The 14593-nt window shown below is 60.0% G+C and carries 9 protein-coding genes; 8 read left to right on the top strand and 1 reads right to left on the bottom strand.

Annotation, left to right across the window (positions count from 1 at the left end; translation table 11 throughout):
• Window positions 1–72 precede the first annotated feature (72 nt).
• The 8 genes from IMQ56_RS11295 to yegS all read left to right on the top strand — a co-directional run bounded on the left by IMQ56_RS11295 (window position 73) and on the right by yegS (window position 13750).
• The gene (locus IMQ56_RS11295; RefSeq protein WP_196063826.1) at window positions 73–1275 is read left to right on the top strand and encodes an MdtA/MuxA family multidrug efflux RND transporter periplasmic adaptor subunit; all 1203 of its coding nucleotides are present in this window, start codon (window positions 73–75) and stop codon (window positions 1273–1275) included.
• A complete protein-coding gene (locus IMQ56_RS11290) occupies window positions 1275–4397 on the top strand; it encodes an MdtB/MuxB family multidrug efflux RND transporter permease subunit (RefSeq protein WP_196063825.1) in 3123 nt (1040 codons plus the stop codon). The genes IMQ56_RS11295 and IMQ56_RS11290 overlap by 1 nt, the downstream gene beginning before the upstream one ends.
• Complete coding sequence (gene mdtC / locus IMQ56_RS11285; RefSeq protein ID WP_017693079.1) at window positions 4398–7475, top strand: multidrug efflux RND transporter permease subunit MdtC; 3078 nt, start codon at window positions 4398–4400, stop codon at window positions 7473–7475.
• Window positions 7476–8891 carry an MFS transporter gene (locus IMQ56_RS11280; protein ID WP_015572366.1) on the top strand — a complete coding sequence of 472 codons (1416 nt, stop codon included), beginning with the start codon at window positions 7476–7478 and terminating at the stop codon, window positions 8889–8891.
• The gene (gene baeS / locus IMQ56_RS11275; RefSeq protein ID WP_015572365.1) at window positions 8888–10291 is read left to right on the top strand and encodes a two-component system sensor histidine kinase BaeS; all 1404 of its coding nucleotides are present in this window, start codon (window positions 8888–8890) and stop codon (window positions 10289–10291) included. Before IMQ56_RS11280 ends, baeS begins: the two co-directional genes overlap by 4 nt.
• A complete protein-coding gene (gene baeR / locus IMQ56_RS11270; RefSeq protein ID WP_015572364.1) occupies window positions 10288–11010 on the top strand; it encodes a two-component system response regulator BaeR in 723 nt (240 codons plus the stop codon). The genes baeS and baeR overlap by 4 nt, the downstream gene beginning before the upstream one ends.
• 230 nt (window positions 11011–11240) lie before the next feature.
• Window positions 11241–12602, top strand: a complete 1362-nt coding sequence (gene yegQ, locus IMQ56_RS11265; RefSeq protein ID WP_017383261.1) for a tRNA 5-hydroxyuridine modification protein YegQ — start codon at window positions 11241–11243, stop codon at window positions 12600–12602.
• Between the two features lie 248 nt (window positions 12603–12850).
• Window positions 12851–13750 (top strand): lipid kinase YegS, encoded by a 900-nt coding sequence (yegS, locus tag IMQ56_RS11260; RefSeq protein WP_015572360.1) that lies wholly within the window; start codon window positions 12851–12853, stop codon window positions 13748–13750.
• Window positions 13751–13819: 69 nt separating this feature from the next.
• On the opposite strand, the gene IMQ56_RS11255 is transcribed toward yegS, so the two are convergent.
• Window positions 13820–14593, bottom strand: a complete 774-nt coding sequence (locus IMQ56_RS11255; RefSeq protein ID WP_032669504.1) for an ABC transporter ATP-binding protein — start codon at window positions 14591–14593, stop codon at window positions 13820–13822.

Raw genomic sequence — 14593 nt, 5'->3', positions numbered from 1 at the left:
ATTTTTCCGCTGTGTTAGCTGACTAAACTAGTATCATTCCCCGAAAGAGTTTCAGGATGAGAACGTATAACGATGAAAGGCAGTAACAAATCCCGCTGGGCAATCGCCGTTGGTCTGATTGTGGTGGTCCTGGCCGCCGCCTGGTACTGGCACAGCCAGTCCGCGAACTCCACGGCACCTGCTGGCGCTAATAGCCCCTCACAACGCTCAACGGGCGGCGGGCGCCACGGTATGCGCGGCGGTGCGCTGGCACCGGTGCAGGCGGCAACGGCGGTGAATAAAGCGGTGCCTCGTTATCTCTCCGGGCTGGGAACCATCACCGCCGCCAACACCGTGACGGTACGTAGCCGCGTGGACGGTCAGTTGATGGCCATCCATTTCCAGGAAGGTCAGCAGGTAAAAGCCGGCGATCTGCTGGCGGAAATCGATCCAAGCCAGTTTAAGGTGGCCCTGGCGCAGGCGCAGGGGCAGCTCGCGAAAGACAAAGCCACCCTCGCCAATGCCCGCCGCGATTTAGCCCGCTATCAGCAGCTGGTAAAAACCAACCTCGTGTCGCGCCAGGAGCTGGACACCCAGCAGTCTCTGGTCAGTGAATCTCAGGGCACCATCAAGGCCGACGAAGCCGCGGTCACCAGCGCCCAGCTCCAGCTTGACTGGAGCCGGATCACCGCGCCGATTGACGGCCGCGTGGGCCTGAAACAGGTCGATATCGGGAACCAAATCTCCAGCGGCGATACCACGGGCATCGTGGTGATCACCCAGACGCACCCTATCGATCTCGTCTTTACCCTGCCGGAAAGCGACATTGCGACGGTGATACAGGCGCAGAAGGCCGGAAAAACGCTGGTGGTTGAAGCCTGGGATCGCACCAACAAGCAGAAGCTGAGCGAAGGTTCGCTGTTGAGCCTGGATAACCAGATCGACACCACCACCGGCACCATTAAGCTAAAAGCACGCTTCAACAATCAGGACGATGCGCTGTTCCCGAATCAGTTCGTCAACGCGCGAATGCTGGTCGCGACCGAAGAAAACGCGGTAGTGATCCCGACGGCGGCCCTGCAAATGGGCAGTGAAGGCAACTTTGTCTGGGTGCTGAACAGCGAAAACAAGGTCAGCAAACACCTGGTGAAAACCGGCATCCAGGACAGCCAGACGGTGGTGATCAGCGCCGGGCTGTCCGCTGGCGACCGCGTCGTGACCGACGGTATTGACCGTCTGACCGAAGGGGCGCAGGTCGAGGTGGTGGAAGCGCAGAATACAGGAGCAAAAGCCTGATGCAGGTGATGCCGCCGAGCTCTACAGGTGGGCCATCACGCCTGTTTATTTTACGTCCGGTTGCGACGACCCTGCTGATGGTGGCGATCCTGCTGGCCGGGATCATTGGCTACCGTTTTCTGCCCGTGTCGGCGCTGCCGGAAGTGGACTACCCGACCATTCAGGTTGTCACCCTCTATCCGGGCGCCAGTCCGGATGTGGTGACGTCCGCCATCACCGCCCCGCTGGAGCGTCAGTTTGGCCAGATGTCTGGCCTGAAGCAAATGTCCTCCCAGAGCTCCGGTGGCGCTTCGGTCGTCACGCTTCAGTTTCAGCTCACGCTGTCGCTGGACGTCGCCGAGCAGGAGGTGCAGGCCGCGATTAACGCCGCCACAAACCTGCTGCCGTCTGACCTGCCGAATCCACCTGTTTACAGCAAGGTCAACCCGGCGGATCCGCCGATCATGACCCTTGCCGTCACCTCCTCCGCCATGCCGATGACCCAGGTGGAAGACATGGTTGAAACCCGCGTGGCGCAGAAGATTTCGCAGGTGACCGGCGTGGGGCTGGTGACGCTGGCGGGCGGTCAACGCCCCGCCGTGCGCGTCAAACTGAATGCCCAGGCCATTGCCGCGCTGGGGTTAACCAGCGAAACCATTCGCACCGCCATCAGCAGCGCCAACGTCAACTCAGCGAAGGGTTCGCTGGACGGCCCGACCCGCGCGGTCACGCTCTCCGCCAACGACCAGATGCAGTCCGCCGATGAGTACCGTCAGCTGATCATTGCCTACCAGAACGGCGCGCCGATCCGTTTGGGCGACGTGGCAACCGTTGAACAAGGCGCGGAAAACAGCTGGCTCGGGGCGTGGGCCAATAAGCAGCAGGCGATTGTCATGAACGTTCAGCGCCAGCCGGGCGCGAACATTATTGATACCGCCGACAGCATTCGCACCATGCTGCCGCAGCTGGTGGAAAGCCTGCCAAAATCGGTCAGCGTGAAAGTGCTCTCTGACCGCACCACGAATATTCGCGCGTCAGTGACCGACACCCAGTTCGAGCTGATGCTGGCGATTGCGCTGGTGGTGATGATCATCTACCTGTTCCTGCGCAACGTCCCGGCAACCATCATTCCCGCCGTCGCCGTGCCGCTCTCGCTGGTCGGAACGTTCGCGGTGATGGTGTTCCTCGACTTCTCGATTAACAACCTGACGCTGATGGCGCTCACCATCGCCACCGGGTTTGTGGTGGACGACGCCATCGTGGTAATCGAGAACATCTCGCGCTATATCGAAAAAGGTGAAAAGCCGTTAGCCGCCGCGCTGAAGGGCGCGGGGGAGATCGGCTTTACCATTATCTCGCTCACCTTCTCGCTGATTGCGGTGCTGATCCCGCTGCTGTTTATGGGCGATATCGTCGGGCGGCTGTTCCGCGAGTTTGCCGTGACGCTGGCGGTCGCCATTCTGATCTCTGCCGTGGTGTCGCTGACGCTGACGCCGATGATGTGCGCCCGCATGCTGAGCCACGAGTCCTTGCGCAAGCAAAACCGCTTCTCGCGCGCCTCCGAGCGGATGTTCGAGCGCATTATCGCCGCCTACGGCCGCGTGCTGGCGAAAGTGCTGAACCATCCGTGGGCAACGCTCGGCGTGGCGCTCGGCACCCTGGCGCTCAGCGTCATGCTGTGGATTTTCATTCCGAAAGACTTCTTCCCGATTCAGGACAACGGCATTATTCAGGGCACGCTTCAGGCGCCGCAGACGGTCTCCTTCGCCAACATGGCGCAGCGCCAGCAGCAGGTGTCTGAGATCATCATGAAAGATCCGGCGGTGGAAAGCCTGACTGCCTACGTGGGCGTGGACGGTACCAACCCGTCGCTCAACAGCGCGCGCCTGCAAATTAACCTTAAACCGCTCGATGACCGCGACGATCGCGTTAACGCGGTGATTGAACGCCTGCAAAGCGCGGTGGCGCGCGTGCCGGGCATTGAGCTGTATCTGCAACCGATCCAGGATTTAACCATTGATACGCAGGTGAGCCGCACGCAGTACCAGTTTACGCTCCAGGCCACCTCGCTTGAGGCGCTGAGCACCTGGGTGCCGCAGCTGGTGGACAAGCTGAAAGCACTGCCGCAGGTTTCTGACGTCAGCAGCGACTGGCAGGATAAAGGGCTGGCGGCGTACGTGAACGTCAACCGCGACACCGCCAGCCGTCTGGGCATTACCATGTCCGACGTGGATAACGCCCTGTATAACGCCTTTGGCCAGCGCCTGATCTCCACCATCTATACCCAGGCCAACCAGTATCGCGTGGTGCTGGAACATAACACCGAGAACACGCCCGGGCTGGCCGCGCTGGACACGGTGCGCCTGACCAGCAAAGACGGCGGGATTGTGCCGCTCAGCGCCATTGCCAGCGTGGAAGAGCGTCACACCCCGCTGTCGATTAACCATCTCGATCAGTTCCCGTCCACCACCATTTCCTTCAACGTGCCGGACGGGTATTCCCTGGGCGAAGCGGTGGAGGCCATTCTGGGCGCGGAGAAAGAACTCAGCTTCCCGTCCGATATTCAGACCCAGTTCCAGGGCAGTACGCTAGCGTTCCAGGCCGCGCTGGGCAGCACCGTCTGGCTGATTGTCGCGGCGGTGGTGGCGATGTATATCGTGCTTGGCGTGCTGTATGAAAGCTTTATCCATCCGATCACCATCCTCTCCACCCTGCCGACGGCGGGCGTGGGGGCGCTGCTGGCGCTGATGCTGGCGGGGAGCGAGCTGGACGTCATTGCGATCATCGGCATCATCCTGCTTATCGGCATCGTGAAGAAAAACGCCATCATGATGATCGACTTTGCGCTGGCCGCCGAGCGCGAGCAGGGTATGGCGCCGCGCGAGGCCATTTACCAGGCCTGTCTGCTGCGTTTTCGTCCGATCCTGATGACCACCCTCGCCGCCCTGCTGGGCGCGCTGCCGCTGATGCTGAGCACCGGCGTGGGGGCCGAACTGCGCCGTCCGCTGGGCATCGGGATGGTGGGCGGCCTGCTGGTAAGCCAGGTGCTGACGCTGTTTACCACGCCGGTTATCTACCTGCTGTTTGACCGTCTGGCCCTGTGGACGAAAAGTCGCTTCCCGAAACGTGAAGAGGAGGCGTAAGTGAAGTTTTTCGCCCTCTTCATTTACCGTCCGGTGGCGACGATTTTACTCTCCGTCGCTATCACCCTGTGCGGCGTGCTGGGCTTCCGGCTGCTGCCGGTGGCCCCGCTGCCGCAGGTCGATTTCCCGGTGATCATGGTCAGCGCCTCGCTGCCGGGTGCCTCGCCGGAAACCATGGCGTCATCGGTGGCGACGCCGCTTGAGCGCTCGCTTGGGCGAATTGCCGGGGTTAACGAGATGACCTCCAGCAGCTCGCTGGGCAGCACGCGCATCATTCTGGAATTTAACTTTGACCGGGACATCAACGGCGCGGCGCGTGACGTGCAGGCCGCGATTAACGCCGCCCAAAGCCTGCTGCCAAGCGGCATGCCGAGCCGTCCAACCTACCGTAAGGCTAACCCGTCCGACGCGCCGATCATGATCCTGACGCTCACGTCAGAGACCTACTCCCAGGGCGAGCTGTACGATTTTGCCTCCACCCAGCTGGCGCAAACCATCGCCCAGATTGACGGTGTGGGCGACGTGGACGTCGGCGGCAGCTCCCTGCCCGCCGTGCGCGTGGGGCTGAATCCGCAGGCGCTGTTTAACCAGGGCGTGTCGCTGGACGACGTGCGTTCCGCCATCAGCAACGCCAACGTGCGTAAGCCGCAGGGCGCGATTGAGGACAACAGCCACCGCTGGCAGATCCAGACCAACGACGAGCTGAAAACCGCCGCCGAGTATCAGCCGTTGATTATTCACTACAACAACGGTGCGGCGGTGCGCCTGAGCGACGTCGCCAGCGTCACCGATTCGGTGCAGGACGTGCGTAACGCCGGGATGACTAACGCCAAACCGGCGATTTTGCTGATGATCCGCAAACTGCCGGAAGCCAACATTATCCAGACGGTGAACAGCATCCGCGCGCGCCTGCCGGAGCTCCAGGAAACGATTCCGGCGGCCATCGACCTCCAGATTGCGCAGGACCGCTCCCCTACCATCCGCGCCTCGCTTGAGGAGGTAGAGCAAACGCTGATCATCTCCGTCGCGCTGGTGATCCTGGTGGTGTTCCTGTTCCTGCGCTCGGGGCGCGCCACGCTGATCCCGGCGGTGGCGGTTCCGGTATCGCTGATAGGCACCTTTGCCGCCATGTACCTGTGTGGGTTTAGTCTTAACAACCTGTCGCTGATGGCGCTGACGATTGCCACCGGGTTTGTAGTGGATGACGCCATCGTGGTGCTGGAGAATATCTCGCGCCATCTGGAAGCGGGCATGAAGCCGCTCCAGGCGGCGCTTCAGGGGACGCGCGAAGTGGGCTTCACGGTCCTGTCCATGAGCCTGTCGCTGGTGGCGGTGTTCCTGCCGCTGCTGCTGATGGGCGGCCTGCCGGGGCGACTGCTGCGCGAATTTGCCGTCACGCTTTCCGTCGCCATCGGTATCTCCCTGGTGATTTCGCTGACGCTGACGCCTATGATGTGCGGCTGGATGCTAAAGCGCAGCCAACCGCACTCGCAGCCGCGCAGGAAAGGCTTTGGCCGCGTCCTGATGGCAATGCAGTCCGGCTATGGCAAATCGCTGAAATGGGTGCTGAACCACACGCGTCTTGTCGGGCTGGTGCTGATCGGCACCATTGTGCTCAACGTCTGGATGTATATCACCATCCCGAAAACCTTCTTCCCGGAGCAGGATACCGGCGTGCTGATGGGCGGTATTCAGGCGGACCAGAGTATTTCGTTCCAGGCGATGCGGGGCAAACTGCAAGACTTTATGAAAATCATCCGGGAAGATCCGGCCGTGGATAACGTCACCGGATTTACCGGCGGCTCGCGCGTTAACAGCGGGATGATGTTTATTACCCTTAAGCCACGCGGTGAACGTCACGAAACGGCGCAGCAGATCATTGACCGCCTGCGGCTGAAGCTTGCCAAAGAGCCGGGGGCAAATCTGTTTTTGATGGCCGTTCAGGATATCCGCGTCGGCGGACGACAGGCTAACGCCAGCTATCAGTATACCCTGCTCTCAGATGACTTAGCCGCCCTGCGCGAGTGGGAGCCGAAGATCCGTAAAGCGCTGGCCGCGCTGCCGCAGCTGGCGGACGTGAACTCCGACAGCCAGAATAACGGCGCCGAGATGGCGCTCACCTACGATCGCGAAACCATGTCCCGCCTGGGCATTAACGTTGAAGCGGCCAACAGCCTGCTTAACAACGCCTTCGGGCAGCGTGAAGTCTCCACCATCTATCAGCCGATGAACCAGTACAAGGTGGTGATGGAAGTTGATCCGCGCTACACCCAGGACATCAGCGCGCTGGACAAGATGTTTGTGATCAATAATGACGGCAAGGCGATCCCGCTGTCGTACTTCGCCAGCTGGCAGCCGTCGAACGCGCCGCTGTCGGTGAACCACCAGGGGCTTTCCGCCGCCTCGACCGTGTCGTTTAACCTGCCAACCGGCTCGTCGCTGTCTGAGGCCAGCGACGCCATCAACCGCGCCATGACCCAGCTCGGGGTGCCCTCCTCCGTGCGCGGCAGCTTTGCCGGTACGGCGCAGGTGTTCCAGGACACCATGAACTCGCAGGTCATTTTGATCCTGGCGGCTATTGCCACGGTTTATATCGTGCTGGGCGTGCTGTACGAAAGCTATGTGCACCCGTTGACCATTCTCTCCACGCTTCCCTCTGCGGGCGTGGGGGCGCTGCTGGCGCTGGAGCTGTTCGGTGCCCCGTTCAGCCTAATCGCGCTCATCGGGATCATGCTATTAATAGGTATTGTGAAGAAAAACGCGATTATGATGGTCGACTTTGCCCTGGACGCCCAGCGTAACGGCAACCTGACGCCGGACGAGGCGATATTCCAGGCCTGTCTGCTGCGTTTTCGCCCGATCATGATGACCACGCTGGCCGCGCTGTTCGGTGCGCTACCGCTGGTTATATCCGGCGGTGACGGCTCTGAACTGCGCCAGCCGCTGGGGATCACGATTGTCGGCGGCCTGGTGATGAGCCAGCTGCTGACGCTCTACACCACGCCGGTAGTCTATCTGTTCTTTGACCGACTGCGGCTGCGTTTTTCGCGTAAAAAGAGAACCACGGTGACCGAGTAAATGACCGACCTACCCAGTAATGTTCGCTGGCAATTGTGGATCGTCGCGTTCGGCTTCTTTATGCAGTCGCTGGACACGACCATCGTGAACACCGCCCTCCCCTCGATGGCGAAAAGCCTGGGGGAGAGCCCGCTGCACATGCATATGGTGATTGTCGCCTACGTGCTGACGGTCGCCGTGATGCTGCCCGCCAGCGGCTGGCTGGCGGATAAAGTCGGTGTGCGAAACATCTTCTTCACCGCCATTGTGCTGTTTACCACCGGGTCGCTGTTTTGCGCCCAGGCCAATACCCTCGACCAGCTGGTGATGGCGCGCGTGCTACAGGGCGTCGGCGGCGCGATGATGGTGCCCGTCGGGCGGTTAACGGTGATGAAAATTGTTCCGCGCGCGCAGTATATGGCGGCGATGACCTTCGTCACCCTGCCCGGTCAGGTCGGCCCGCTGCTTGGCCCGGCGCTGGGCGGTATTCTGGTGGAGTATGCCTCCTGGCACTGGATCTTCCTGATCAACCTGCCGGTCGGTATTATCGGCGCGATTGCCACCCTGACGCTGATGCCGAACTATAAAATGCAGACCCGGCGCTTTGATTTCGTTGGCTTTATCCTGCTGGCGGCTGGCATGGCGACGCTCACCCTGGCCCTCGACGGGCAAAAAGGGCTGGGGATCTCCTCCCTGTCGCTCGCCCTGCTGGTGGCGCTGGGGATCACCGCGATTCTCTGGTATCTGTGGCATGCCAGAGGCAACGCTAACGCGCTGTTCAGCCTGAATCTGTTCAGAAATCCCACCTACCGTCTTGGTCTCTTCGGCAGCTTTGCCGGACGCATCGGCAGCGGCATGTTGCCGTTTATGACGCCGGTGTTTTTACAGATTGGGATGGGCTTCTCGCCGTTCCACGCCGGGCTGATGATGATCCCGATGGTGCTCGGCAGCATGGGGATGAAGCGTATTGTGGTGCAGGTGGTGAACCGCTTTGGCTATCGCCGGGTGCTGGTGACCGCCACGATCGGGCTGGCGTTGGTTTGCCTGCTGTTTATGGCCGTGGCGCTGCTGGGCTGGTACTACATCCTGCCGCTGGTGCTGTTCTGCCAGGGGATCATCAACTCCATGCGCTTCTCGTCGATGAACACCCTGACGCTGAAAGATCTGCCGGACGAGCTGGCGAGCAGCGGTAACAGCCTGCTGTCGATGATCATGCAGCTCTCCATGAGCGTGGGGGTCACGGTCGCCGGATTGCTGCTCGGCATGTACGGGCAGCACCATCTCAGCGCCGACACCCCCGTCGCGCATCAGGTATTTTTATACACTTACCTCAGCATGGCGGTAATTATCGCCCTGCCCGCTTTTATCTTTGTCAGAGTACCGAATGACACGACCAAAAACGTCGTGATCCGACGCGGCAAAAGGAGTGCACCATGAAATTCTGGCGTCCGGGGATCACCGGTAAGCTTTTTGTGGCGATTTTCGCCACCTGTATCGTTCTGCTGATTACCATGCACTGGGCGGTGCGGGTCAGCTTTGAGCGCGGCTTTATTGACTACATTAAGCACGGTAACGAACAGCGACTACAGGGCTTAAGCGACGCGCTGGGCGAACAGTATAGCCTGCACGGTAACTGGCGTTTTCTGCGCAATAACGATCGCTTTGTGTTTCAAATCCTGCGCTCGCTGGAGCACGATAATGACGACGACCGCCCGGGGCCGGGCATGCCGCCGCACGGCTGGCGCACCCAGTTCTGGGTGATAGATCAGGAGATGCGCGTGCTCGTTGGACCACGCTCTCCGGTACCGCCGGACGGCACAAAGCGCGCCATTACCTCGAACGGCGCGACGGTGGGCTGGGTTATCGCCTCGCCGGTCGAGCGGCTGACGCGCAACACCGACATCAACTTTGACCGCCAGCAGCGTCAGACCAGTTGGCTGATTGTCGCGCTTTCTACCCTGCTTGCGGCGCTCGCCACCTTCCCGCTGGCGCGCGGCCTGCTGGCGCCGGTTAAGCGCCTGGTGGAAGGCACGCACAAGCTGGCGGCGGGTGATTTCTCGACCCGCGTTGACACCCGCAGCCAGGATGAACTGGGCAAGCTGGCGCAGGACTTCAACCAGCTCGCCAGCACGCTGGAAAAAAACCAGCAGATGCGCCGCGATTTTATGGCCGACATTTCGCACGAGCTGCGCACCCCGCTGGCGGTGCTGCGCGGCGAGCTGGAGGCGATTCAGGACGGCGTGCGACAGTTCACCCCCGAGTCCGTGGCCTCGCTTCAGGCGGAAGTCGGCACGCTGACCAAGCTGGTGGACGATCTGCATCAGCTTTCCATGTCCGACGAAGGCGCCCTGGCCTACCAGAAAGCCCCAGTCGACGTGATCAATATCCTTGAAGTCGTGACCGGCGCATTCCGCGAACGCTTCGCCAGCCGTGACCTGAAAATCAACCTCTCGCTGCCGGACAGCGCGGTGGTATTTGGCGACAGAGATCGCCTGATGCAGCTGTTCAATAATCTGCTGGAGAACAGCCTCCGCTACACCGACGGCGGCGGCGCGCTGCATATCTCCGGCAGGCAGGAAAACGGGCGCTTTGCCCTGACCTTTGCGGACTCCGCCCCTGGCGTGAAAGATGCGCAGCTGGAAAAACTGTTCGAGCGCTTCTATCGCACCGAAGGTTCACGCAACCGCGCCAGCGGCGGTTCCGGCCTTGGGCTGGCGATTTGCGTTAACATTGTTGAGGCCCACGGCGGCACCATCCGCGCCGCCCATTCGCCTTTTGGCGGGGTTAGCATTACAGTAGAGTTACCTCTGGAACGGGATTTATCGAGGGAAGCATGACCGAGTTACCGATTGACGACAACACACCGCGTATTTTGATCGTGGAAGACGAGCCTAAACTTGGACAACTGCTGATCGACTATTTGCGTGCCGCAAGTTACGCGCCAACGCTTATCAGCCACGGCGACCAGGTGCTGCCCTACGTGCGCCAGACGCCGCCGGATCTGATCCTGCTGGATCTGATGCTGCCGGGTACCGACGGCCTGACCCTGTGCCGGGAAATTCGTCGTTTCTCCGATGTGCCCATCGTGATGGTGACGGCCAAAATCGAAGAGATCGACCGTCTGCTGGGGCTCGAAATCGGCGCCGACGATTACATCTGCAAGCCTTACAGCCCGCGGGAGGTGGTCGCTCGGGTGAAAACCATCCTCCGCCGCTGTAAGCCACAGCGTGAATTGCAGGTGCTGGATGCGCAAAGCCCGCTGATCGTCGACGAAAGCCGCTTCCAGGCGAGCTGGCGCAGCAAACTATTGGATCTTACCCCAGCGGAGTTCCGCCTGCTGAAAACGCTCTCCCACGAGCCGGGAAAAGTGTTTTCCCGCGAGCAGTTGCTCAACCATCTGTATGACGATTACCGCGTGGTGACCGACCGCACCATCGACAGCCACATCAAAAACCTGCGCCGCAAGCTGGAGGCGCTCGACGCCGACCAGTCGTTTATTCGCGCGGTGTACGGCGTGGGTTATCGCTGGGAAGCGGATGCGTGTAGGATTGCCTGAATACCCCCCCCCTCACCCCAGCCCTCTCCCTCAAGGGAGAGGGGGCCGTCTGTGCAGGCATTATTTTGTGGGGAACCCTCAGCCCCAAAGGGGAGAGGGTTAGGGTGAGGGGCAAAGCTTTACCTCTCTTCCCCGCAGCGCTACAATGCCCGCCCTTAAAGTGGGGGATCTCCCCTTACCGCTGCACCAGGTGCACGCGGATCTGACCTGTCATCAGAACGAGAACAAACATGTTTAAACCGGAACTCCTTTCCCCGGCGGGAACGCTGCAAAATATGCGTTACGCTTTCGCCTATGGTGCCGACGCCGTTTACGCGGGCCAGCCGCGCTACTCGCTGCGCGTGCGTAACAACGAATTCAACCACGAGAATCTTCAGCTCGGCATCAATGAAGCGCATGCCCTGGGCAAAAAATTCTACGTGGTGGTGAACATCGCGCCGCACAACGCCAAGCTGAAAACGTTCATTCGCGACCTGAAGCCGGTCGTGGAGATGGGGCCGGACGCGCTGATCATGTCGGACCCGGGTTTAATCATGCTGGTTCGGGAGAACTTCCCGGAGATGGACATTCACCTCTCGGTGCAGGCTAACGCCGTCAACTGGGCAACGGTGAAATTCTGGAAACAGATGGGGCTGACCCGCGTCATTCTGTCCCGCGAGCTGTCCCTCGAAGAGATCGAAGAGATCCGCACCCAGGTGCCGGATATGGAGATCGAAATCTTCGTTCACGGCGCGCTGTGCATGGCCTACTCCGGCCGCTGCCTGCTCTCTGGCTACATCAACAAGCGTGACCCGAACCAGGGCACCTGCACCAACGCCTGCCGCTGGGAATATAACGTTCAGGAAGGCAAAGAAGATGACATCGGCAATATCGTGCACAAACACGAGCCGATCCCGGTCACCAACGTTGAGCCAACGCTGGGTATCGGCGCGCCTACCGACAGCGTGTTTATGATCGAAGAAGCCAAACGTCCGGGCGAATACATGACCGCCTTCGAAGACGAGCATGGCACCTACATCATGAACTCCAAAGATCTGCGCGCCATCGCACACGTCGAGCGTTTAACCCAGATGGGCGTACACTCCCTGAAAATCGAAGGCCGCACCAAGTCTTACTACTACTGCGCCCGTACCGCACAGGTGTATCGCAAAGCCATCGACGATGCCGCCGCCGGCAAACCGTTCGACACCAGCCTGCTGGAAACGCTGGAAGGTCTGGCGCATCGCGGCTATACCGAAGGTTTCCTGCGTCGTCACACCCACGACGACTACCAGAACTACGAGCATGGCTACTCGATTTCCGAACGCCAGCAGTTTGTAGGCGACTTCACCGGCGAACGTAAAGGTCCGCTGGCCGCCGTCGCCGTAAAAAACAAATTCACTAAAGGCGACAGCCTGGAGCTGATGACGCCTCAGGGCAACATGAACTTCCGCCTCGAGCACCTGGAAAACAAAAAAGGTGAGGCGATAGAGGTCGCTCCTGGCGACGGCCATGTGGTCTGGCTGCCGGTTCCTGAAGAGGTAGAGCTGGAGTTTGCGCTGCTGATGCGTAATTTTGAAGGTGAAAATACCCGAAATCCACACGGCAAATAGTCAATCAACGGGATTTTTTCACGCTGGGATAATTCTTAGAATCGGATCACATACCGCTTCGTTCAATACGGGTATTATCCCCCCGCTGAAAAACATAACCCATAAATGCTAGCTGTACCAGGAACCACCTCCTTAGCCTGCGTAATCTCCCTTACGCGGGCTTATTTTTTACCTTTCATCCTGTTCTTACCCGCTTTTTCCTTCTCTGGGATACACTCTTTCTATAGTTAAAAAAGGGAGCAACCCGGATGGCATCCTATCCAGACAGTTTATTAATTCTCAATGGCAAAAGTGCAGGCAACGATCTGTTGCGCCAGGCGATCACCGAATTGCGTGAAGATGGCGCGCGTATTCACGTGCGGGTGACCTTCGAAAAAGGCGATGCGGCACGCTATATCGACGAAGGCATCAGGTTAGGCGCTGAGACCATCATTTCAGGCGGCGGCGACGGAACAATCAACGAGATCGCTGGTGCGCTTATTGACCTCAACACAGCACATCGCCCGGTGATGGGCATTTTACCGCTCGGTACCGCCAATGATTTTGCCACCAGCGCCGGCATACCTGAGGATTTAGGCAAAGCGCTGCAACTGGCTATCCTCGGGAAAGCGACCGCCGTCGACATTGCACAGGTGAATGAAAGAACCTGTTTTATCAACATGGCAACGGGCGGTTTCGGCACGCGGATCACCAGCGAAACGCCGGAGAAGCTGAAAGCCGCGCTGGGCGGCGTCTCGTACCTCATTCACGGCCTGATGCGCATGGACACCCTCAAGCCCGACAGCTGTGAAATCCACGGTGAGAACTTCCACTGGCAGGGCGACGCGCTGGTGATTGGTATCGGCAACGGACGTCAGGCAGGCGGCGGTCAGCAGCTTTGCCCGGAAGCCCTGATTAATGATGGTCAGCTACAGCTGCGCATTTTTACTGGCGACGGGCTGCTGCCCGCGCTGTTTACGACGCTGACGCAGCCAGAGGAGAGCCCCAATATCATCGCCGGGAAATCCGCGTGGTTTGAAGTGATCGCCCCACACGGCATGACCTTTAACCTTGATGGCGAACCGCTGAGCGGAGAGAAATTCCGCATCGAAGTTGTTCCGGGCGCGTTGCAGTGCCGATTACCGCCGGATTGTCAGCTCTTGCGCTGATGGTTTGCCGGGTGGCGGCTACGCCTTACCCGGCCTACAGGACCGATCGCGTAGTCGCCACCCGGCTACCTAATACACCGCCACCTCCCGCGCCATCTCGCGGGAATACTGCTGTGAGGCATTGACCAGCATCCGCGTATAGTCGGTTTTGGCCTGCCCGGCGACCAGTTCGTCCACCGTCAGGCTTTCAAGGATTTTGCCATACTGCATTACCGCCACCTTCTGACACAGATGGGCAATCACGCCCAGATCGTGGGTGACCATCAGGTAGGTCAGGTTCGACTCACGCTGAAGTTCCGCCAGCAGGTTGAGGATTTCCGCCTGTACCGAGACGTCCAGCGCCGAGGTAGGTTCATCCAGCAGCAGCACCTGCGGCTCCAGAATCAGCGCCCTGGCAATCGCCACGCGCTGGCGCTGCCCGCCGGAAAGCTGGTGCGGATAGCGATCGCGAAACGCCCGGCTAAGCCCAACTTTATCCAGCAGGGCGTGAACGCGCCGCTCCCGATTTTTTATGCGGTGAATGTGCAGCGGCTCTTCCAGAATATCGCCGATGGTGTGACGCGGATGCAAAGAGCCGTACGGATCCTGAAATACCATCTGCACCCGGCGGCAGCGTTCCTGGCTGATACGTTTTTCCAGCCGCTTGCCGTTAATCGCCAGCTCGCCCTCCCAGTGGGTAAACAGCCCGGCAAGGCATTTCAGCACCGTGGTTTTGCCCGAACCGGACTCCCCCACCAGGCCGTAAATCTCGCCGTCCCTCACGCTGATATTCACATCGTCCAGCACCTGATTACGCTTCTCGCCCTCGCCAAACGTCAGGTTAAGGTGTTGTATCTCGATCAT

Origin of the sequence: Enterobacter sp. Res13-Sevr-PEC09-46, assembly GCF_015672585.1 — a bacterium.
Lineage (GTDB): Bacteria > Pseudomonadota > Gammaproteobacteria > Enterobacterales > Enterobacteriaceae > Enterobacter > Enterobacter hormaechei_C.
This window is presented reverse-complemented; position numbering and strand designations above follow the sequence as displayed.